The sequence below is a fragment of the Paraglaciecola sp. 2405UD69-4 genome (assembly GCF_047525415.1).
Taxonomy (GTDB): domain Bacteria; phylum Pseudomonadota; class Gammaproteobacteria; order Enterobacterales; family Alteromonadaceae; genus Paraglaciecola.
This window is the reverse complement of record NZ_JBLIXM010000002.1, coordinates 883,958-905,758: the sequence shown is the minus strand read 5'-3', so window position 1 is coordinate 905,758 and position 21,801 is coordinate 883,958. Positions and strand designations below refer to the sequence as shown.

The window sequence follows — 21,801 nt, the reverse complement described above, 5'->3', positions numbered from 1 at the left end:
GATAAATGGCTGAAGAAGAATTACAGATGGAAGAAGGCGGCAAGAAAGGCAAGTTGATTATCATCATCATTGCTGTTGTTGTCTTGATAGCTGGTGGCGGGGCTGCCTATTTTTTTTTGATGGGCTCAGATGAGCCTGAGCCGGTTGCAGAAGAGGCCGCTGCTGGCACAGATTCTGCTTCTAGTGAATCAGGTGACAGTACAGCATTAGTGAAAACTGGAACTGCCTTGTATGTGGCAATGCCTAGGCCATTTACATTTAATGCGCCGGGGGCAACTCGCGATAGATACGTAGAGATTAAAGTACAATTAATGATGCGCGGCTCTGATAACGAAGAGCAAGTAAAAATGCACATCCCTTTGATTGAGGGCTCATTGCTAAGAACATTTAGCACAGCTAATGCTGATGATTTAGCTACAGAGGCAGGAAAAACCGCAATAAGAGCTAGTGCTTTAAAAGCCGTCCAAAGCACAATGGCTGATGTTAGCGGTAACCAAACCGTTGAAGAAGTTCTGTTTACAGGCTTTGTAATGCAGTAAATAGCATTGATTAAATGAGAGAATTAGATTGAGCGATTTATTATCCCAAGACGAAATTGACGCGCTACTTCATGGTGTCGACGATGTAGAAGAAGAGGACGTATCAGAAAGCGTATCCGAAGGATCTGCTATGGAATACGACTTTTCCTCGCAAGATCGTATCGTCCGTGGGCGTATGCCTACCCTAGAAATCGTGAATGAGCGGTTTGCTAGGCATATGCGTGTGAGTCTTTTTAATATGATGCGTCGCTCTGCTGAAGTCTCCATCAATGGGATCCAGATGACTAAGTTTGGCGAATATATTCATACTTTATTCGTTCCAACAAGTTTGAATATGGTTCGGTTTCGCCCATTAAAAGGGACGGGCCTCATCACCATGGAGGCCAGGCTCGTTTTTATCTTGGTTGATAATTTTTTTGGTGGTGATGGCCGTTATCACGCCAAGATAGAAGGTAGAGAGTTTACCCCAACTGAACGCCGTATCATCCAAATGTTGCTTAAATTGATCTTTGAAGATTACAAAGAAGCTTGGGCACCTGTTATGGATGTTTCTTTTGAGTACCTTGACTCGGAAGTGAATCCAGCTATGGCGAATATTGTCAGCCCCACTGAAGTGGTGGTGATTAGCTCGTTTCATATTGAACTAGATGGTGGTGGCGGGGATTTTCATGTCTCGTTACCATATTCTATGTTAGAGCCCATAAGGGAACTATTAGACGCTGGTGTGCAAAGTGATAAGGAAGATACGGATTTAAGATGGAGTAAAGCGTTACGAGATGAAATCATGGATGTCAAAGTTGAGTTATCTACTCATATGATGGATATCGAAATGTCTCTTAAAGAAGTGATGGATTTTGAAGCGGGTTTTGTTATTCCCATTGAAATGCCAGAACATATCACTGTCATGATTGAGAAGTTACCCACCTTTAGAGCCAAGATGGGACAGTCAAGAGAAAATGTAGCGCTTAAGATTATTGAAAAAATTCCGCGGCCGACATCAGTTAAGTCTGAGTTGCAATTATTAACTAAAGGCGGTCGTCGTATCGATAACGACGCCGAACTGCAAACCCTCGAAGATGATTGGTAAGTATATGCCAATTAATCGAGTACGGAGTACAAAATGAGTGAAGAAGACGGTTTAGATGACTGGGCTGCGGCTATGGCTGAGCAAGCAGATGAAGAGGCTAAAGGTGATGGAGCTAAAGACGAATTTGGTCTTGGAGCAGAAGTCGCTGAGCTTGATGAGTTTGAAGAAGACAGGGAGATTACTAGCCAGGAAAAACGTAAGCTGGACACTATATTAGATATTCCTGTCACTATTTCTATGGAAGTAGGAAGGAGTAACATAAGTATTCGTAATTTGTTACAGCTAAACCAAGGATCTGTTGTTGAATTAGACCGCGTAGCAGGTGAGCCATTAGATGTTTTAGTTAATGGCACGTTGATTGCTCATGGAGAAGTAGTAGTGGTCAACGACAAATTTGGTATTCGCTTAACAGATGTTATTAGTCAATTGGAAAGAATCAAAAAACTCAGGTAAACAAAAGTCATATAAAACATGGGCTTGGTGTGTACTTGGCCCTTTTTTATTGCTCTCAAATAGAGCCTATTCTGCGGCTCAAGATCTTACTAACCCCACTTCAATAGTGTCAATTTTCCTATCTTTGTTACTCGTTGTAGGTGTTGTTTTTGTCGTTGCTTTTTTAATGCGACGGTTTAACGTCACTCAGTCAGGCTCATCAGACTTAAAAGTCGTAGCGTCAATGATGGCTGGCACCAGAGAGAGAGTCATGGTGATTGAAGTAGGTAATGAACAACATTTAGTTGGTGTTACTGCACACAATATAAACCATTTGGCGAAGCTTGAAGTGCCACTAGCAAATGATTCAGCCACGGGTAACGATAACTTTAAAGATAAGTTAGCTATGTTTATGGCTGGTAAACTCAACCCAAGTGTAGCTGAGAATCAAGAAAGTCAAACCGTTAGCTCTCCTGCTGCAAACAAGGAGAAAAAGTGATGAATAAAAACTGGTTAAGGATATTTTTATTTGTTGGAGTTGGGATCTTTAGTATTTCAGCCTACAGTGCCCCTGGTATCCCTGCGTTAACATTAACTGATAATCCAGATGGCTCCCAAGATTACACCATGACATTGCAAGTTGTGGCTATCATGACAGCCCTCAGCTTATTGCCTGCCTTTGTAATGATGATGACCTCATTCACGCGAATTATTATTGTGTTGTCTATCTTGAGGCAAGCGATTGGTTTGCAACAATCTCCTTCGAATCAAATATTGATAGGCGTTAGTTTATTTCTTTCAATGTTTATCATGGCCCCTGTATTTGAAAAAATTAACGAGACAGCACTCCAGCCTTATTTAAATGAAGAGATCACTTCTATACAAGCCTACGAAATTGGTAAACAGCCTTTGAGAGCTTTTATGCTGGCGCAAACAAGGGTGAAAGATTTAGAAACCTTTGTGCAGATAGGAGGCATGGATGGCCAGTTTCAAGACCCAGCTGATGTACCTATGAATGTGCTGATACCTGCTTTTGTTACCAGTGAGCTAAAAACAGCGTTTCAAATTGGGTTTATGTTATTTATTCCATTTTTGATTTTAGATTTGGTTGTCGCTTCAATTTTGATGGCAATGGGGATGATGATGTTATCGCCCATGATTGTCTCTTTACCATTTAAGCTCATGCTATTTGTGTTGGTGGACGGCTGGAACTTAATTTTCGGTACCTTAGCTAATAGCTTTGGAATGGGATGATTGGTTTTGATTTTAGCCCATATTTAAGGAATGTTTAAATGAGCCCAGAAGTCTTTGTCGAAATATTAAAAGAAGCGCTGCAAATGGTTATTTTGCTGGTGTCTGTCATTATTCTGCCTAGCTTATTTGTGGGGTTAATTGTTGCTGTGTTTCAAGCGGCCACATCTATTAATGAGCAAACAATGAGTTTTCTACCTAGGTTGATAGTAACCTTGCTGGCTTTGAGTTGGGGAGGCCATTGGTTAGTACAGAAGTTGATGGATTTCACTTTTACTATGGTTGAACGCATACCCGAAGTGGTTGGCTAGTCTTTGGTTTTTTTAGGGTAACGCTCAGACTATGGAATTTGCTACTTCTACCATTACTCAATATCTCGCGGATTTGTTGTTACCTTTTATGCGGGTGTCAGGTATGTTTGCGTCTATGGTAGGTTTAAGTGCTAAGAGTGTACCCCCTACAACTCGGGCTTTACTAACGCTTTTTCTTACTATAATTATCATGCCTGTTATACCACCTGTACCAGTAGCTGAAGTATTTTCAGTAGGAACTTTTATGCTGGTAATTCAACAGTTAATTATTGGTATTGCTTTGGGCTTTTTATCAAATATGGTACTCAATACCTTTGTGTTAGCTGGGCAAGTCGTAGCTATGCAAACCGGTTTAGGCTTTGCATCTATTGTTGACCCTGTTAATGGTATTAATGTACCAGCAGTGGGCCAATTTTATTTGATTTTAGCGACACTTCTTTTTTGGGCCATGGATGGACACCTAGCCATGATTAGAATGGTGGTGATGAGCTTTGAAGCTTTTCCAATTGGCAGCGCATGGTTTTCTCCAGAACAGTTCAGAGAAATCGCCCATTGGGCTGGTTGGATGTTTGTTTCTGCTTTAACTTTATCTTTAGCGCCGATTGTGTCTCTGCTTATTGTTAATTTAGCATTTGGGGTAATGACTAAAGCAGCACCTCAACTGAATATTTTTAGTATTGGTTTTTCCATCGCGCAAATTATGGGGCTACTCATTATCTGGTTAACCTTAGGTAATTTAACCCATCACTTTGAATTACTGTGGGAACGAGCTCAAAATATGATGTGTCAGTTAGTCTTAGTGTGTTCTTAAAGGGGGAAGGCTATGGCTGATGCAAACGAAAAAACAGAAGAACCCACCGCAAAAAAAATTGAAGACTCCCGAAAAAAAGGTCAAATAGCTAGGTCTAAAGAATTAGCTACAACCTTGGTTTTAGTCTCCAGTGCCGTTGCTTTTTTAATGATTGGGGCGCAAATAGCCAGTGCGCTTTTTGAGGTAACGCGACGAACCTTTACATTATCTAGAGATGAAACTTATGACTTAAATCATATGTTTCAAGCTTGGGGATTTGCTTTTGAAACTATAAGCTTTCCAGTTTTGTTTTACATGTTGATCGTAACGGTCGCGGGTGTGTATGGGAACATTGCTTTAGGAGGATACAATTTCACATGGCAATCGGCTGCGCCAAAAGCAAGTAAAATTAGTCCTGTTGCCGGTATTAAACGCATGTTTGGTATGAATAGTATCGTAGAGCTATTTAAAGCAATTGCTAAGTTTTTGGTCGTGGCAACTATGGCTTATGTTTCTTTAATTGTATTTCAAGATGAAGCATTACATTTAGACTTAGAACTCTACCCACAGAATATATTTCACGCCTTAGAACTTATTGCTTGGGCTTTTTTAATTATGTGCTGTGCGCTTATTCCTATTGCTGTATTTGATGTGCCTTATCAAAGCTATAAGCATAATAAAGAAATGAAAATGTCTTTACAGGAAGTGAAAGATGAACGGAAAAATGCTGATGGAGATCCCCAAGTAAAAGGCCGTATACGTAAGTTGCAATATCAAGCTGCTGCCAACCGAATGATGCAGGAAGTCCCCCATGCCGATGTTGTAGTTACAAACCCTACTCATTTTTCTGTGGCTTTAAAGTATGACCAGCTTGGAACTAAAGCGCCTACACTTGTGGCTAAAGGGGTTGATGAAATGGCCATGCACATACGAAAGATTGCTAAAGCTCATGATGTGCCTATTGTTGCCTCTCCAATGTTGGCAAGAGCTATCTATTACTCCACTGAAGCCGAACACGAAATTCCAGAAAAGTTATTTATGGCGGTTGCACAGGTACTTGCCTATGTTTATCAGCTCAAAGCCTATAAAAAAGGTAAAGGAAAAAGGCCAACCCCTCTTAAGTCTAACTTGCCTATTCCTCCAGAATTACGACGATAGTCTGAATTATTGTGAATCTTCTAATTTTGGCGCACTAGTTGCTTTTGAGTAAATAACTAGTCGATAAAATACAGAAGTGTCAATTTTTCGTTTATGGAACTTACTCCTTATTTAAATAGATTTAATAAAGATAACTTTAAAACCGCTGCCTCTGGCTTAGGGGCACCTGTAGTTTTGTTGGCTATTATGGGCATGGTTATTTTACCTATGCCTGCATTCTTATTAGATATTTTATTCAGCTTTAATATCGCACTTTCATTAGTAGTTATTTTGGTCTCTGTCTTTACTAAAAAACCAGTAGATTTCGGAATCTTTCCTTTGGTGTTGTTAATTGCAACGGTTTTGCGGTTAGCCCTTAATGTGGCATCGACACGAATAGTTTTACTCGAAGGCCATGAAGGTGGTGATGCCGCTGGTAAGGTTATTCAGGCCTTTGGTGAGGTAGTAATCGGTGGTAATTATGCTGTAGGTATAGTGGTATTTGCCATTTTACTCATTATTAACTTTAAAGTAGTAACCGCTGGAGCAGGCCGTATATCTGAAGTAAGTGCTAGATTTACACTAGACGCTATGCCCGGCAAGCAAATGGCCATAGATGCAGATTTGAACGCGGGCTTTATAGATTCGGACGAAGCTAGAAAAAGGCGTGTGGAGATAACTACCGAAGCAGATTTTTATGGTTCAATGGATGGTGCATCCAAATTTGTAAAAGGTGATGCTGTAGCTGGTCTATTTATTATGTTGATTAACATAGTAGGGGGGCTATTTATAGGGATGATCCAACACGATTTAGGTTTTGGACAAGCAATCGAAATATATACGTTATTAACCATTGGTGATGGATTAGTGGCGCAAATACCTTCACTTTTACTCTCAGTCGCCACTGCGATTATAGTTACCCGTGAAAATGACTCTCAGGAAATGGGGTCAGAGTTAACCAAGCAACTGGGTAATCAGCAGGCCTTATATATCACCTCTGGTGTATTATTTGTAATGGGGATTGTTCCTGGTATGCCACATGTAGCCTTTTTGGGGTTCAGTGCCGTTGTCGGCGGTTATGCTTATTACAACTATTGGCGTGCACAAAAAGCAGCGAATGAACCTCAAGTTGTAAGCAATTTACCAGAGCAAAACCAGCAACCTGCAGAAATAAAAGAGTTAGGTTGGGATGACGTACAACATGTGGATACCATAGGGTTAGAAGTAGGTTATAGGTTAATCCCTTTGGTGGATAAGGCCCAAGGTGGTGAATTGTTAAACCGTATTAAAGGGGTCAGAAAAAAGTTATCTCAAGAGCTAGGTTTTTTAATTCCCCCAGTACATATCCGCGATAACTTAGATCTAAGTCCAAATAATTATACGATTGCTATGCTTGGGGTAACAGTAGGCGAAGCTGAAATAAGTCATGACGATGAGCTCGCAATTAACCCTGGCCAGGTTTTTGGGAAGCTTGAAGGAAAAGTCACGAAAGATCCCGCCTTTGGTTTAGATGCCGTATGGATAAGAGCAAATCAAAGAGAGCATGCACAAACATTAGGCTATACGGTGGTCGATGCTGCAACCGTTGTGGCAACGCACCTAAGCCAATTACTTACTAACAATGCTTATCAATTACTTGGTCATGAGGAAGTTCAACAGCTATTGGATATGTTAGCGAAAAACAGTCCTAAGCTAGTAGAAGGATTAGTACCTGATGTGTTGCCTTTGAGCACGGTTGTAAAAGTCCTACAAACTATGCTCTACGAAGGGGTACCAATTAGAGATATGCGTAGCATAGTTCAAACTTTATGCGAGTTTGGTCCCAAAAGCCAAGATCCAGATGTACTTGTGTCTGCTGTTCGAATTGCTTTGAAAAGGTTAATTGTTCAAGAAATTAATGGCGGAGCGATGGAAATACCCGTGATCACTCTGGCTCCAGAACTGGAACAAATGTTGCACCAGTCATTACAGGCTGGTGGTGCAGACGGTGCTGGTATTGAGCCAGGACTAGCAGAGAAATTACAAACATCATTGAATGAAGCATCACAGCAACAAGAGTTAGCTGGAGAGCCCGCGGTGCTGCTGACATCAGGCATGTTAAGGCCAGTGTTGTCTAAGTTTTTAAAACACTCAGTGAGCGGGTTACACGTATTGTCTTATCAGGAAATTCCTGATGACAAACAAATTAAAATTGTAAGTGCAGTAGGTCAATAATCTGACGGTATAGCGTTGAATTATTAGCCTAAGGGGGAAAAGTGAAGATTAGACGGTTTTATGGCAAAGACATGCGAGAAGCGCTTAAACAAGTTAAAGATGAGTTAGGCGGTGATGCTGTTATTATGTCTAACAAAAAGCACGCAGATGGTATTGAGATAGTCGCTGCATACGACAAAGAACCAGATGCACAACTTGTACCCAAGAAATCAAGAGATGTAACTAGCCAGCAAACAGCTACTAAAACACCATCTTTGAGCGAGATTATAGGTGATACTGCACCTGATAGTTTAAAAGCCTTACTGGAAAAACAATCTCAAGCAAAGGTCAATAAAACCGATGATATTGAGACTTATCGCCCCGAAGATTCGAAAAGTCATGCTGTTAATCGTTCTCAACCACCTCGTCAAAACCATCAAACCGATGCGTTAGCTGATATGCGTAAAGAGTTATCATCTTTAAGAAATATTCTTCAGTTTCAAGTGTCAGGTTTGATTGCCCAAGAAAAACAAAGACAACATCCATTACACGGCTACTTGCTCGAAAAATTACAAGGTATGGGTATTTCGTCCTCTTTAGCAGATGAAGTGGTTTCATATACCCCAGAGTCATGTGATGAGCGCCAGGCTTGGCTATTTTTGCTAAAGTTACTTGCTAATAAATTGCAGACTAAACATGATGATATTTTGTCTCAACCTGGCGTTGTCGCTTTAATGGGGCCAACAGGAACTGGAAAAACCACTACAATTGCTAAGTTGGCTGCACAAGCAGTAAGAAAATACGGAGTGGAAAACGTTGCGGTAATAACCCTAGATAACTACCGAATTGGGGCATTTGACCAAATAGCGACTTACGGTAAAATAATTGGGTGTCCTGTAAAACAAGCACAAGACGCAAATCAGTTAACTGATTTACTTTTTCAATTTAAGAATAAACGGTTAGTATTAATAGACACTGCTGGTTATAGTCAAAAAGATGCAAGGTTAATCAAGCAGTTAGATACAATAAAACAAAATTCATGTGTTAACATACGTAAATATTTAGTGATACAAGCGAACTGTCAATATCAAGCTATGCAGCAAACAGTGAACGAGTATCGAAAGATTTCTTTGCATGGGTGTATTTTGACTAAGTTAGATGAGTGTTACAGTTTAGGAGAGGCCATAAGTGTGGCCATCGAAAACAAATTACAGGTTTGTTATCTAGCTGACGGGCAAAGAGTCCCAGAAGACTTGCAGTCAGCCAGCACTAAGTATTTAATTACAAGTGCAGCAAAGCTTTATAAAAAATATGCTTTAATTCATACTACCGCTAGTCAAGTTAACAGTGAAGTAGCGGCAATATGATTGAGGACCAAGCGAGTAGCCTTAGAAGAATGAATCAATCTAGATTAATTAAAGTTATTGCTGTCACAGGCGGTAAAGGTGGTGTAGGAAAAACCAATGTTACCTTGAATACTGCTATTTCTATGGCACAGCAAGGTAAGCGAGTTATGGTTCTCGATGCCGATTTAGGGTTAGCTAACGTAGATGTGTTATTGGGACTTAGGGTTGAGAAAAACTTGTCTCATGTCTTGTCCGGTGAATGTACGTTAGATGATGTATTGGTTGAAGGACCATATGGAATTCAAATAGCGCCAGCGACAAGTGGAAGTCAGTCAATGACTGAGTTGACGCCCACTGAACATGCAGGTCTTATTCGAGCGTTTAGTGAGCTACAATCGCAAATTGATGTGTTGATTGTGGATACCGCTGCTGGCATCTCAGATATGGTTTTAAGCTTTTCAAAAGCAGCTCAAGATATTTTGGTTGTGGTGTGTGATGAACCCACATCATTGACTGATGCTTATGCATTAATCAAAATATTAAACAAAGAGCATGGGATCTTCCGCTTTAAAATTGTTGCTAACATGGTTCGTAGTCTACGTGAGGGTGACGAGCTATTTTCAAAGCTAACCAAAGTGACAAATAGATTTTTGGATGTCGCATTAGAATTGGTTGCAGTGGTACCTTTTGATGAGAATGTACGTAAGTCTGTTAGAAAACAAAAAGCGGTTGTTGAAGCTTTTCCTACAGCGCCAGCTGCAAAAGCAATTCGAGGCTTGGCTCAAAAAGCAATCAGCTGGCCAATTCCTAACCAACCAGGTGGGCATTTAGAGTTTTTTCTTGAGCAATTAGTAACAAAGAAAACAGTGGAAGATAACCGGTGACTAGTAAAGCATCAGCCTATCAACAACTAGCTAATAAGAATGAGTTGGTTGAACGCCATGCATCTTTGGTTAAACGTATCGCACATCATTTAATGGTGCGTTTGCCAGCAAGTGTTTTGGTTGACGATTTGATTCAAGCAGGCATGATTGGGCTTTTAGAGGCTTCTAGAAATTTTGACGGTAGTAAAGGTGCCAGTTTTGAAACCTTTGCTGGTATCAGGATAAGAGGCTCCATGTTAGATGAGATTAGAAAAGGTGATTGGACGCCACGATCTGTACATAAAAATGGTAGAGCGATAACAGAGGCCATTAATCAAGTAGAAAGAGCAACGGGTAGAGATGCAAGGGACATTGATGTTGCTGAGAAATTACAAGTTAGTATTGAAAGCTATCATCAAATGTTAAATGAAGTGAATGCTGGCAAAATAATAGGAATGGAAGATCTCGGGGTAACTGAAGATGTGATTGGAACTGAGCAAACGAAAGGATCTGATGCACCTTTTGATGATTTGGTTCAAGGTTCATTTCAAAAAGCACTTGCTTATACCATCACTACTTTACCAGAGAGAGAAGCCATTGTACTGTCTCTGTACTATGATGAAGAATTAAACTTAAGAGAAATAGGTGAAGTGCTTGATGTTAGCGAGTCTAGAGTAAGTCAAATACATAGCCAAGCTATGTTGAAACTAAAATCTCGTATGCAATATTGGCGCTCACATGAATAACGTAATGATATATATGAAACAGAACGGGACGTTTTGATTCTCACCGGAGGTGGTTTTGGATAAGAACATGAAAATTCTTGTTGTTGATGACTTTTCGACAATGCGCCGTATTATCAAGAATCTTTTAAAAGATCTTGGTTTTACTAACATACAAGAAGCGGATGATGGCAGTACTGCATTACCTATGCTTCAGCAAGGTGTTTTTGACTTTGTAGTAACTGACTGGAATATGCCTGGTATGCAAGGTATTGACTTGCTAAGAGCAATTAGAGCAGATGAAAAGCTAAAGCACATTCCTGTTTTAATGGTAACAGCTGAGGCAAAGAAAGAACAAATAGTTGCTGCAGCTCAAGCTGGGGTTAATGGTTATGTCATTAAGCCTTTTACTGCTGCCACACTGAAAGAGAAGTTGGCGAAAATATTCGAACGTTTAGGCTAAATTCAGGTTTCCCTGAGTGCTAGGAGAGACTATATGAACACCCTAAGTTCACCTCCCATTTCGCTTGAAGATGCTAAGAAATTGGTAAGCTTGATTGAAAGTGGTGAAAACCAAGAAGCCCATGATCTTCTTGATAGTACAGGAAAGCATGCATCAATTGAGTTATTTGCTGAAGTTGGAAAGCTAACTCGTCAATTACATGATTCTTTGAATCATTTTCAACTCGATCCTCGTATTGCCGATTTAGCAAATGAAGATATTCCAGATGCACAGAGTAGGCTTACCTATGTTATGGAACTAACCGAAGACGCAGCAAATAAAACGATGGATTTGGTGGATTCATGTATGTTGGTTGCTACCGATTTAAATTCTGGCATTGTAAAACTCCAGCCTGAGTGGAAAAAGCTGATGGCACGTGAGCTGAAACTAGGCGAGTTTAATCAGTTAGTTAAGAACATGGATGAGTTTCTTCAAAATGGTGTTGATGGCACCACTAATCTTACTGGCTTTTTGACAGAAGTGCTGATGGCACAAGGCTACCAAGATTTGACAGGTCAAGTAATCCGCAGAGTAATCGAGTTAGTAAAAGAAGTTGAAGACAGTTTAGTCGATATGCTGACGATATTTGGGGGGCTTGAGTTAAAAGATAAAGAGCAGGCATCTGAAAGTTCTAATATATCTGATAACAAAGCCGATAAGGTTAAGGCTGAGGGTCCAATCTTGGACGCAGACAGTAGAGAAGATGTAGCGTCTAATCAAGATGACGTTGATGATTTGCTTTCGAGTCTAGGGTTTTAGGGGTACTGAAGATATGGCGTTTGATGTAGATGAGGAAATATTACAAGACTTTTTGGTCGAGGCAGGGGAAATATTAGAGCAGTTGCAGGAGCAACTGGTTGATTTAGAAAATAACCCTGAAGACGCTGATTTACTCAACGCGATATTTCGTGGCTACCATACAGTAAAAGGCGGCGCTGGTTTCTTGTCGCTTACTGAGCTAGTTGAAATTTGCCATGGTGCAGAAAATGTATTCGATGTTATGCGAAATGGCCAGCGAACCCTAACCCCAGAGCTCATGGATGTTATTTTACAAGCTACCGACTCTGTGGTCGTCATGTTTGATAATGTAAAAGCTGGAGAACCTCTAGTAGCAGCCGACCAAGAACTCATCGAAACCTTAACTAGATTAAGCCAACCTGAATCTGAAGACGAAGTACAGACAATTGAAGAAGCTGCTGTGATTGAGGAAGTAGAGCCAGTAACCGAACCCATCGATGATGATTCAGCGACACCATCTGCCACAGATGACTTTAGTGAGGACGAGTTTGAAGCATTATTAGATGAGTTACATGGTAATAATCCGCCAGCTTCTAAAGAAACTCCGGTTTCAGAGCCTGTTTCTTCAGGGGATGAAGATATAAGTGATGATGAGTTTGAAGCCTTACTAGATGAACTTCACGGGAAAGGGCAGTTTAAGGCAGAAGCAACACCCGCAGTAGCAGATAGTAGCGAAACCCCAAGCAGTTCTTCAGGTGATGATATTACTGATGATGAGTTTGAAGCATTATTAGATGAATTGCACGGTAAAGGCAAAGGGCCTGCTGCAAACGAAGCCCCCGCGCCATCTGATGTGAATACCCCAGCAAGTAAGCCTGAAGTCAAAGCAGACAAAGTTGTTAAAAACACAGCGCCGGAATCAAAAGCTGCGCCTAATAAACCTACAGCGCCTAGCGCACCAGCCAAACGAGTTGCAAAGCCAACAACAACCAAAGATGAGAAAAAGCCTGCGACTCCTGTTCAAGGTGAAACCACGGTTCGTGTTGATACTAAACGTTTAGATCAGATTATGAATATGGTTGGAGAGTTGGTTTTAGTTAGAAATCGCTTGTTGAGTTTGGGGGTTAATGTCAACGATGAAAGCATGTCAAAAGCGATTGCTAACCTTGATGTTGTCACCGGTGACTTGCAAGGTGCTGTGATGAAAACGCGAATGCAGCCAATTAAAAAGGTTTTCGGAAGATTTCCTCGAGTTGTTCGTGACCTTGCTAGAACATTGAAAAAAGAGATTACCTTAGAATTAGAAGGTGAAGAAACAGATTTAGATAAAAACTTAGTGGAAGCACTAGCTGATCCATTGGTGCATTTAGTTAGGAACTCTGTCGATCACGGCATAGAAATGCCAGAAGAGAGAAAAGCAGCAGGTAAGCCCAGTTTAGGAACGGTAAAATTATCCGCATCACAAGAGGGTGACCATATACTCTTGACAATTGTTGATGATGGTAAAGGGATGGACCCGGATAAGTTAAAAGAGATTGCTATTTCTAGAGGAGTACTGGACGCAGATGCTGCAGCAAGAATGACTGATGTTGAAGCATTTAATTTGATATTTGCGCCAGGTTTTTCAACTAAGACTGAAATATCTGAGGTTTCTGGTCGTGGTGTCGGCATGGACGTCGTGAAAACCAAAATTAATCAATTAAATGGTACGGTAAATATAGATTCAAAAATGGGGGTTGGAACAACCTTAGAGATTAAAGTGCCTCTGACTCTGGCTATTTTACCTACCTTGATGATCGTGATTGGTAAACAGACATTTGCTTTGCCACTGGGCTCTGTGAATGAAATTATTAACATGGATATTGAAAAGACCAATAAAGTGGATGGCCAATTGACTATGATTGTGCGTTCACGGGCGATTCCGCTGTTTTATCTAGCAGAGTGGCTGAGTAAAGATAAAACAAGTATTGATAGAGCAAAAGGACATGTTGTCGTGGTCCAAATCGGTACGCAACAGCTTGGATTTGTGGTCGACGCGCTAATTGGTCAAGAGGAAGTCGTGATAAAGCCTTTGGATGAGTTATTGCAAGGCACGCCAGGAATGGCAGGTGCAACCATCACTAGTGATGGTGGTATAGCGCTAATTTTAGATATTCCCGGCTTACTTAAAAGGTACGCTGTAAAAAAATCATAGCGACTAAAGTGGAGCAGGTCTGCAATAACCACCCATCTAAGCTAAAAATGTTAATAAGGTAATAGGCGACATGGCTTATAGGATTCTAATTGTTGACGACTCAACTTTTTTTCGTCGTAGGATCACTCAGATATTAGAGAAAGATAAAGAGCTTCAAGTGGTAGGCGAAGCTAAGGACGGTAGAGAAGCGTTAGCTGAAGTAAGAAGATTAAAGCCTGATGTGGTAACCATGGATGTTGAAATGCCAGTAATGGATGGTATTACTGCAGTTAAAAGTATAATGGCTACTGCCCCCGTTCCAATTATTATGTTTTCATCACTAACAAGTGAAGGGGCCAAAGCTACATTAGAGGCCTTAGATGCTGGCGCATTAGACTTTCTTCCTAAGAAATTTGAAGATATTGCTTTAAATAGAGAAGAAGCTGTACGTTTACTACAAGGCCGCGTGAAAGCGCTTTGTCTCAAAAAAAGGCATATTAGTAGCCCTTCTTCTAGAGTGGTAAACAAAGGGCAGAAAAATTTACTACTAAGCCGCCCGCCTCCTAGGGCAGTTAGTCATGAAAATAAAAGCGATATTAGTAGCAGCACCTATAAAGTAAAGAATTATCAATGTTTGGCAATCGGGGCATCTACTGGTGGACCAGTCGCCCTTCAGAAAATTTTAACCGCTTTACCAGCTAGTTTTAAGGTTCCTATTGTTGTTGTGCAACACATGCCAGGTACCTTTACCAAGGCATTTGCTAAGCGCTTAAACGATTTATGTCAGATACAAGTCAAGGAAGGAGAGCAAGGGGATAGTTTGAAACCAGGTGTTTGTTATATTGCACCAGGAGGCAAACAAATGATTGTGGAGGGAAAGGGAAGTTTAGCAAGGTTAACTATCCATGAAACGCAAAGGTATCCTGATCATATTTATAAGCCAAGTGTTGATCTTACGTTTGACTCCTTGAGTGATGTTTATTTGGGTAACGTTTTAGCTGTTATTTTGACTGGTATGGGGGCTGACGGTAGAGAAGGGTGCCGTAAACTGAAAAGCCAAGGGGCCACTATTTGGGCTCAAGATGCAAATAGTTGTGTTGTATATGGAATGCCACAAGCAGTAACTGTTGCTGGAATATCACAAGAGAATTACGACATAGAACAAATGTCTGGTCGTATTAAAGCTGAAATGCGTAGGTAAATTTGGAGGGGCATATCTGTGAATTATAAAGTTAGTTATACCTCTTTCATTAATTATATAGCTAAGGCGTAATTGTGATTACCTGGACTGTTGCTAATCAGAAGGGGGGGGTAGGTAAAACTACAACTACTGTTACCCTAGGTGGCTTACTCGCTCAAAAAGGCAAAAGAGTGCTACTTGTGGATACAGACCCTCAAGCGTCTTTGAGTTACTATTTTGGGGTAGACTCAGAAGAGCTCTCTTCTAGCCTTTACACTGTTTTTACTGCAGGGGAGGGCTTAAGTAAAGATACAGTTTTAGATAGTTTATGCCCAACTAAGTTAGACTCTTTATTTATTTTGCCGGCGACTATGGCGATGGCGACATTGGATAGGAAGCTGGGAACCCAAAATGGTATGGGGCTTCTTTTGCGCCGTGCTTTGGATTTAGTATCTGATGAGTTTGATTATGCGATAGTTGACTGTCCGCCGGTTTTAGGCGTCCTGATGATCAATGCTTTAGCTGCATGTGACCGTGTTATTGTGCCCGTACAAACTGAGTTTTTGGCATTAAAAGGGTTAGAGAGAATGATGCATTCCATGGATGTCATGCAAAAGTCCTTATCGAAGCAGTTTGTATATACAATAGTACCTACTATGTATGACAAGAGAGTTAAAGCAGCGACAGGGTCTTACAGCACGTTAACCAGATCATATAAAGACAAGGTATGGGTTGGCTTAATCCCTATTGATACTAAATTTAGAGATGCTAGCCAAGCACAAAGTCCCCCGTCGGTATATAGCCCTAAGTCAAGAGGAGTGTTTGCTTACAGTAAACTTCTTACTTTTTTAGAGAAATTGGAAGGAGAGATATGAGTCGTCGCCACTTTGCTGATGAAAGCGTTATGGAAGACTATATGTCAGCACTATTGACCGAAGAGCCGCCAGTAGAAGAAGTTCAAAGGCAGGCAGTAGAGCATTTGTTAAAGGCGGTTCCTGCTTCTAGAAGCGAGCCTTTCGAACATACTGAAGATAAATTTGTACAATCTGAGCCTATTGTGGCTAAAGTTGTTAAGCCACTGGTCGAAACTAAAGTATCTACCGATGTAAAATCAAGCGAAAAGGAATTAGGTGTTATTCCAACCGAAAAGTTTCAGGTATTGATCTTTGAGGTAGCAGGTATGACTTTGGCTGTTCCTTTAACTGAGTTAGGTGGAATACATCAGTTTGAAAGCGTAAATCAGCTATTTGGTAAGCCGGCTTGGTTTAACGGTGTAATGATTATTAGAGATGAAAAGTATAATGTCGTTGACACTATCAAGTGGCTAATGCCAGAAAAGTCTATAGAAAAGGTGGCAGAGTCTACAAAATACCAATATCTTATAGTGTTAGGTGATAGTCAGTGGGGACTGAGTTGTGAAAGCCTTATTAACAACGTAACTTTATCTCCAGAGGATGTAAAGTGGCGTAACATTAAAGGTAGTCGCCCTTGGGTATCTGGTATGGTTAAGAAGAAAATGTGTGCTTTGGTAAACGTTAAACAATTAGTTACTATGTTAGACCAAGGCTTAAGCTGTAACGATTTGCCTGATTCAGGCCGGAGCAATTTGAATGAGTGACGAAAGAAGTGCAAGCAATACCGTAGCTGCAAGTGGCGATGAAGTTTTGCAGTGGGTAACTTATAAACTAGCTGAAGAAACCTATGGGATAAATGTAATGCAAGTGCAGGAAGTATTGCGTTATACAGAAATTGCCCCAGTTCCAGGCGCACCTGATTATGTACTAGGCATTATTAACCTTAGGGGGAATGTTGTTACCGTAATCGATACACGTTCACGTTTTGGTTTACCGCCTTCAGACATGACAGATAACACTCGTATTGTAATCATCGAGTCTGATGAACAAGTTGTTGGAATACTAGTAGATAGCGTCGCTGAAGTGGTTTATTTAAGATCTTCAGAGATTGATAGTGCACCAAATGTAGGTACTGAAGAAAGTGCTAAGTTTATTCAAGGCGTGAGTAACCGAGATGGTCAGCTATTAATTTTAGTGGATTTAGACAAACTACTGAATGATGAAGAATGGAACGAAATCTCTAATATTTAATAACTTTAACATCTGTAAGGCATTGTTTGTTGTTTCCAGCTGTTGTGGTTTCTAATTTAAAATAAGTCACTGCATTGAGGCGTTTATGACTATTCCACTTATTCTGAGTATTGTCGCTTGCGTCATTGCGGTGTTCTGCTTAGGACTTATTTTTAAAAGTTACAAGCGTAATAAAGATGTTTGGCTTCAAACACAGTCATGCCTTAATACACTATCTGAATTAAGCTCGGGTATTAACCTTCTGCGGGAAGAGCTCCATGAGGTTCGTAGTGGTAGTATTGGGGTGAGCAAAAGAGTTAAAGGGCTTAGTCAAGAGCTAAAAGACTTACAGTCTGCTCATCAACTGCTGGCTGAGCAAGATCCGCAAAGTCGATTTTATAACAAAGCTGCAAAACTGATTAATGACGGTGCAAGTTTGTCTGAAGTTATAAATGAGTGTGATATGCCAACCGCTGAGGCAGAACTTCTTTTTAACTTGCATAAGAACAGTCGCTGATCCTAGCTGTTATCCCTAAGGTTTTTTAACCATAGTGATTTAGCATATCATCCTCGCAGTCCATTTATTGTCATTTAATAATAAGAAAAACAACATCCTTGAAGTATCTGTAATATGCCTCACTTCTATAACTAAGCCCTAATTGCTCTTTTGGTGAATTTATTCTGAAATGAAAATCACGGCCTATAGAAATCAAAAGGTTATAGGTCAACTTGAGAATATAAAATTAAAGTAATTCTCAATAAAATGAGGATTTAGCATTTGCAGCCAAGGTTGAAACTCTCTAAAAAGGGAATCCATCTTGGTTGAAGTATTAGCCTGAAAAGATAGTTATATACGTGTAAATTTACTTTAATCCAGATTCAATCTTGCACTTTAAATAAGTATCTTAAATCTGTTCGACTACGAAGAGCGAATTACAGCCATTGGATGATTCTGATATAACAGTCCGTTTCAGGGCCCTAGAGCAGACCTATTGGCTCTACCCTTGAATAATATGCAGCAGACGATCACTCATCTACAACACATACATTGAGTGAAAGGAGTACCTCAGCGCATCTAAATACAAATAGCGATATGAAAAAAACAAGCACGCTGTGCCGGTAACCATTCATTAGCGTTTAGGTTGGAGGCCAGTGTATTTAGCCATGAAAGCTAAATACTCGGCAGCTGAGTTTAACGCTTTTTGCGTATTTGAGCCTCCAGATGTATGACCGCCTTGCTCGTCATACTTAAGAACAATAGGCGCGTCACCACTTGAATATTGCTGTAGCTTTGCCGTCATTTTTCGCGCCTGAAGTGGTGGTACCCGGGTGTCGAAGTCGCCACTACTTATATAAATGGCTGGATACGCCACCCCTTTTTCTACAGCTTGATAAGGTGAGTATTTAATCAGGTATTCAAACTGTGTTTTAATAGAAGCATTGCCATATTCAAGTAATGCAGGCGCATTATTGTTTTTGAAGCGATAGTAACCAATCATATCTAAATCAGGCACTTGGCATACCACTGCATTTGCAAGATCGGGAACTTGAGTAATAACTGAGGCTACCAATAAACCACCGTTGCTGGCTCCCTGTATTGATAGTTGCTCTTTAGAAGTATAGCTTTTACTTTTAAGCCAGCTGGCTGCTGCTATAAAATCATCAAAAACGTTTTGCTTATTTGCAAGTTGCCCCTGGCGATGCCATTCTTTTCCAAATTCTGCTCCGCCACGGATATTAGCAATAGCGTACAGGCCCCCCATTTCTAACCAAGCTGCCAGTGGTGTCGAAAATCTAGGCTTTATGCTGTATGCAAACCCTCCATAACCATACAATATAGTGGGTTTGGGTTCTGAAGTATTAAAGCCTTTTTTACCCATTAAAAAGATTGGAAACTTGGTATTATCTTTTGATGAGATCCAAAATTGTTTTACCTCATAAGCTTCACTATTAAACGCAACTTCGTCCTTTGAATATACCTCAATTTTTTCACTGCCTAATTTATACTTAAAGGTTGTTCTGGGTGATAAAAAAGATTCACTACCAAAGAAAAATTCGTCTGATTCGGCGTTTCCCGAGATTTTGGTAATTGATGAAAATTTTGGTATGGGAACCTGTTCTAATAAGGCTCCGTTAACGGAGAATATATGCAGTTCATTTTGCACATTATGCAAATAGGTTACTGCATGTTTATTATCGATGACAGACACATAGTCAATCACCCTTTCTGAGTTTTCTTTTATAGCTACCTTCCAATTTTCGTACTCGGGTTGGGCAAGGTCAACTTCAAAAACTTCACCATTATTAGCTGAAAAATTACTGAATATAAATAATCTTTCTCCAATAAACCACGCATTGAATTGACCATCTTTACCTTCAACCAAAGTTACTAACTGATTAGGTTCAGTGACATCCCTAAGGTATAAGTCGGAGCGAGACCAGCCATGTTCAACTGAAAAAATTTGGTAACGACCTGACTTTGACTCATTAACTGCAATCCAGTTATCAAGGGGAATGCCTTGCCCAAAAATTACTTTGTCATCATTTAACTTCGTTCCAAATCTGTGTTCATATATAAGTTCTGATTCGTCTCGAGTGCGTTTGACATAGAAAAAGCCAGATCCGTCTTGCTTAAATTCTAACTGATTATATAGCCCGTAAGGTAAAACCGTCTTAAGATCTTTCCCTGTCACGACATTTCTAAACCTCACTTCTTGTTCGTCTGCTCCGGTTAATGTCAGGCCGTAGGCAACCATCTTGCCATCGCTACTTATATCTAAAATTTCAACTCTGGCGGTGCCCTCGTTACTAAATTCATAGGGGTCTAGTAAAACTCTTTCTTTCCCTACCTTATCTTTAACGAAATACTTCCATGCGTTACTTTCTGCCGGGTGTTTCCATACGAATAAATAATCTCCTTTTAATAATGGAGTGGCATTTTTTGTAGACTTTGACATTCGGTTTAGGAGCTCATTAAATTCGGAATACGTAGGAAGGTTGCTGAGTTGAGCTTCTGCAAAAACTTGTTGCGACTCAATCCATTTACGAGTCTCTGGCGAATAATCTTCTTCTAACCAACGAAAAGGGTCCGCAATTTTATGACCATGCAATTCATCTATAACAATGTGTTGTTTTGAATCTGGGTAATTTGGCTTAGTTTTCTGAGGTGATTCTGTAGAGCTGCAACTGACTATTATGAGAGCGAATACAGCGAGTATTAGCTTATTTGCGTGCATGTGAATTTCCTTTTCTAGCTTAGCAATTACTTAATCCTGTCACTACTCTGGTTGAAAATCAACCATCTTTCTAATGTGGGGATATTGATAACTTGGTGGTAAGTATAAAAAGACTTTTGGTCGCCTAGTCGCTCTAATTCTAAGATTTGCAGTATATTTAACTATTTAGTATATCTTTCATTTAGACGTCTAGACGTAAAGATGTTGACTTTTGTGAGGGATTTGGCAAGATTGAATACTCAATATTGTCAGCATTGGAGTCATCATGCCTATAAGAGTTCCTAGTAATTTACCTGCTCAAAATGTACTAAACAGAGAGAATATCTTTGTTATGGACACATTGCGTGCTGCTAAACAAGATATTAGGCCTATGGAAGTAGGGATCTTAAATTTAATGCCGAACAAGTTGGAGACAGAAGAGCAATTTTTACGTCTGTTATCCAACACTCCTTTGCAAGTGAATATAGATTTGATTCGTATTGATAACCAAGCGCCTAAAAATACTCCTGCAGCACATATGGATAATTTTTATGTTGAGTTTGATGCTATTTCCCATAAACAATACGATGGACTAATTGTAACCGGTGCGCCCTTGGCTCATTTGGCCTACAGTGATGTAAAATATTGGGACAAAATGACAGTGATTATGGATTGGGCTCGTCGCAATGTGCAATCTACTTTGTTTTCATGCTGGGCCGCCCATGCTGCTATTTATCATTATTTTGGAATTAACCGACGATTAAGGGAAAATAAGCTAAGTGGTGTGTATCGTCACTTTGTGCAAAGTGAGCATGAAGAATTATTGCGAGGATTTGATCATACTTTTAATGCTCCTCAATCTCGCTATGGTGAAATCAGTATAGAAGAATATAATTCGGTTCCAGAATTGAATGTTCTTGCTAGCTCAAAAGAAGGTGGGGCTTATATCATCGCTTCTGATGATAAGAGGTTAGTTTTTGTTACAGGGCATCCGGAATATGATCAAGATTCGTTAAAACAAGAGTATCAGAGAGATTTATTAACTAATGATGATGTACAAATCCCTGTAAACTACTTTATTGATGATGATCCTAGTAAAGAGCCTATTCTTAATTGGCGGGCTCATGGCAGTTTACTTTTTACTAACTGGTTAAACTACTATGTTTATCAAAATACACCATATGATTTAGCGAAGCTTTCAGAGTAATAGAAAAAGTTGTTATAAAAACAGTAATATT

At 40.0% G+C, this 21,801-nt stretch carries 22 protein-coding genes; 21 read left to right on the top strand and 1 reads right to left on the bottom strand.

Annotated features, from left to right (window positions below; genetic code table 11):
• Positions 1-5: 5 nt before the first annotated feature.
• The 20 genes from fliL to ACMUMK_RS10325 all read left to right on the top strand — a co-directional run bounded on the left by fliL (position 6) and on the right by ACMUMK_RS10325 (position 17,865).
• Entirely contained in the window at positions 6-539 is a 534-nt protein-coding gene (gene fliL / locus ACMUMK_RS10420; RefSeq protein WP_414701052.1) for a flagellar basal body-associated protein FliL, read from the top strand.
• Between the two features lie 28 nt (positions 540-567).
• Positions 568-1,626: a flagellar motor switch protein FliM gene (gene fliM, locus ACMUMK_RS10415; protein WP_414701051.1), complete on the top strand. Its 1,059-nt coding sequence runs from the start codon at positions 568-570 to the stop codon at positions 1,624-1,626.
• A gap of 33 nt (positions 1,627-1,659) precedes the next feature.
• Positions 1,660-2,079: a flagellar motor switch protein FliN gene (fliN, locus tag ACMUMK_RS10410; RefSeq protein WP_414701050.1), complete on the top strand. Its 420-nt coding sequence runs from the start codon at positions 1,660-1,662 to the stop codon at positions 2,077-2,079.
• On the top strand, positions 2,039-2,557 hold the full coding sequence (gene fliO, locus ACMUMK_RS10405; RefSeq protein ID WP_414701049.1) for a flagellar biosynthetic protein FliO: 519 nt from the start codon (positions 2,039-2,041) through the stop codon (positions 2,555-2,557). Before fliN ends, fliO begins: the two co-directional genes overlap by 41 nt.
• Positions 2,557-3,312, top strand: coding sequence for a flagellar type III secretion system pore protein FliP (gene fliP, locus ACMUMK_RS10400; protein WP_414701405.1), 756 nt, complete (start codon positions 2,557-2,559; stop codon positions 3,310-3,312). The genes fliO and fliP overlap by 1 nt, the downstream gene beginning before the upstream one ends.
• 38 nt (positions 3,313-3,350) lie before the next feature.
• Positions 3,351-3,620, top strand: coding sequence for a flagellar biosynthesis protein FliQ (fliQ, locus tag ACMUMK_RS10395; protein ID WP_133469250.1), 270 nt, complete (start codon positions 3,351-3,353; stop codon positions 3,618-3,620).
• A 31-nt stretch (positions 3,621-3,651) separates the two neighbouring features.
• Positions 3,652-4,431 (top strand): flagellar biosynthetic protein FliR, encoded by a 780-nt coding sequence (fliR, locus tag ACMUMK_RS10390; RefSeq protein WP_414701048.1) that lies wholly within the window; start codon positions 3,652-3,654, stop codon positions 4,429-4,431.
• A gap of 12 nt (positions 4,432-4,443) precedes the next feature.
• On the top strand, positions 4,444-5,568 hold the full coding sequence (flhB, locus tag ACMUMK_RS10385) for a flagellar biosynthesis protein FlhB (RefSeq protein ID WP_414701047.1): 1,125 nt from the start codon (positions 4,444-4,446) through the stop codon (positions 5,566-5,568).
• Positions 5,569-5,661: 93 nt separating this feature from the next.
• Positions 5,662-7,761 (top strand): flagellar biosynthesis protein FlhA, encoded by a 2,100-nt coding sequence (flhA, locus tag ACMUMK_RS10380; protein WP_414701046.1) that lies wholly within the window; start codon positions 5,662-5,664, stop codon positions 7,759-7,761.
• A gap of 41 nt (positions 7,762-7,802) precedes the next feature.
• The gene (gene flhF, locus ACMUMK_RS10375; RefSeq protein ID WP_414701045.1) at positions 7,803-9,107 is read left to right on the top strand and encodes a flagellar biosynthesis protein FlhF; all 1,305 of its coding nucleotides are present in this window, start codon (positions 7,803-7,805) and stop codon (positions 9,105-9,107) included.
• Positions 9,104-9,970 (top strand): MinD/ParA family protein, encoded by an 867-nt coding sequence (locus ACMUMK_RS10370; protein WP_414701044.1) that lies wholly within the window; start codon positions 9,104-9,106, stop codon positions 9,968-9,970. The genes flhF and ACMUMK_RS10370 overlap by 4 nt, the downstream gene beginning before the upstream one ends.
• Positions 9,967-10,695 carry an RNA polymerase sigma factor FliA gene (locus ACMUMK_RS10365; RefSeq protein ID WP_414701043.1) on the top strand — a complete coding sequence of 243 codons (729 nt, stop codon included), beginning with the start codon at positions 9,967-9,969 and terminating at the stop codon, positions 10,693-10,695. Before ACMUMK_RS10370 ends, ACMUMK_RS10365 begins: the two co-directional genes overlap by 4 nt.
• Before the next feature lie 55 nt (positions 10,696-10,750).
• Positions 10,751-11,134 (top strand): chemotaxis response regulator CheY, encoded by a 384-nt coding sequence (cheY, locus tag ACMUMK_RS10360; protein ID WP_414701042.1) that lies wholly within the window; start codon positions 10,751-10,753, stop codon positions 11,132-11,134.
• Between the two features lie 33 nt (positions 11,135-11,167).
• Positions 11,168-11,932, top strand: coding sequence for a protein phosphatase CheZ (locus ACMUMK_RS10355; protein WP_414701041.1), 765 nt, complete (start codon positions 11,168-11,170; stop codon positions 11,930-11,932).
• 13 nt (positions 11,933-11,945) lie between these two features.
• Entirely contained in the window at positions 11,946-14,105 is a 2,160-nt protein-coding gene (locus ACMUMK_RS10350) for a chemotaxis protein CheW (protein ID WP_414701040.1), read from the top strand.
• A 70-nt stretch (positions 14,106-14,175) separates the two neighbouring features.
• Positions 14,176-15,285: a protein-glutamate methylesterase/protein-glutamine glutaminase gene (locus ACMUMK_RS10345; protein ID WP_414701039.1), complete on the top strand. Its 1,110-nt coding sequence runs from the start codon at positions 14,176-14,178 to the stop codon at positions 15,283-15,285.
• A gap of 74 nt (positions 15,286-15,359) precedes the next feature.
• The gene (locus ACMUMK_RS10340; RefSeq protein ID WP_414701038.1) at positions 15,360-16,139 is read left to right on the top strand and encodes a ParA family protein; all 780 of its coding nucleotides are present in this window, start codon (positions 15,360-15,362) and stop codon (positions 16,137-16,139) included.
• Positions 16,136-16,882 (top strand): chemotaxis protein CheW, encoded by a 747-nt coding sequence (locus ACMUMK_RS10335; protein ID WP_414701037.1) that lies wholly within the window; start codon positions 16,136-16,138, stop codon positions 16,880-16,882. Before ACMUMK_RS10340 ends, ACMUMK_RS10335 begins: the two co-directional genes overlap by 4 nt.
• Complete coding sequence (locus tag ACMUMK_RS10330; protein WP_414701036.1) at positions 16,875-17,369, top strand: chemotaxis protein CheW; 495 nt, start codon at positions 16,875-16,877, stop codon at positions 17,367-17,369. Before ACMUMK_RS10335 ends, ACMUMK_RS10330 begins: the two co-directional genes overlap by 8 nt.
• Before the next feature lie 85 nt (positions 17,370-17,454).
• The gene (locus ACMUMK_RS10325) at positions 17,455-17,865 is read left to right on the top strand and encodes a DUF2802 domain-containing protein (RefSeq protein ID WP_414701035.1); all 411 of its coding nucleotides are present in this window, start codon (positions 17,455-17,457) and stop codon (positions 17,863-17,865) included.
• Positions 17,866-18,478: 613 nt separating this feature from the next.
• Here ACMUMK_RS10325 and ACMUMK_RS10320 read toward each other — a convergent pair.
• The gene (locus tag ACMUMK_RS10320; RefSeq protein ID WP_414701034.1) at positions 18,479-20,584 is read right to left on the bottom strand and encodes a prolyl oligopeptidase family serine peptidase; all 2,106 of its coding nucleotides are present in this window, start codon (positions 20,582-20,584) and stop codon (positions 18,479-18,481) included.
• 265 nt (positions 20,585-20,849) lie between these two features.
• On the opposite strand from ACMUMK_RS10320, the gene ACMUMK_RS10315 reads away from it, so the two are divergent.
• Positions 20,850-21,770, top strand: coding sequence for a homoserine O-succinyltransferase (locus tag ACMUMK_RS10315; protein WP_414701033.1), 921 nt, complete (start codon positions 20,850-20,852; stop codon positions 21,768-21,770).
• Positions 21,771-21,801: the final 31 nt, after the last annotated feature.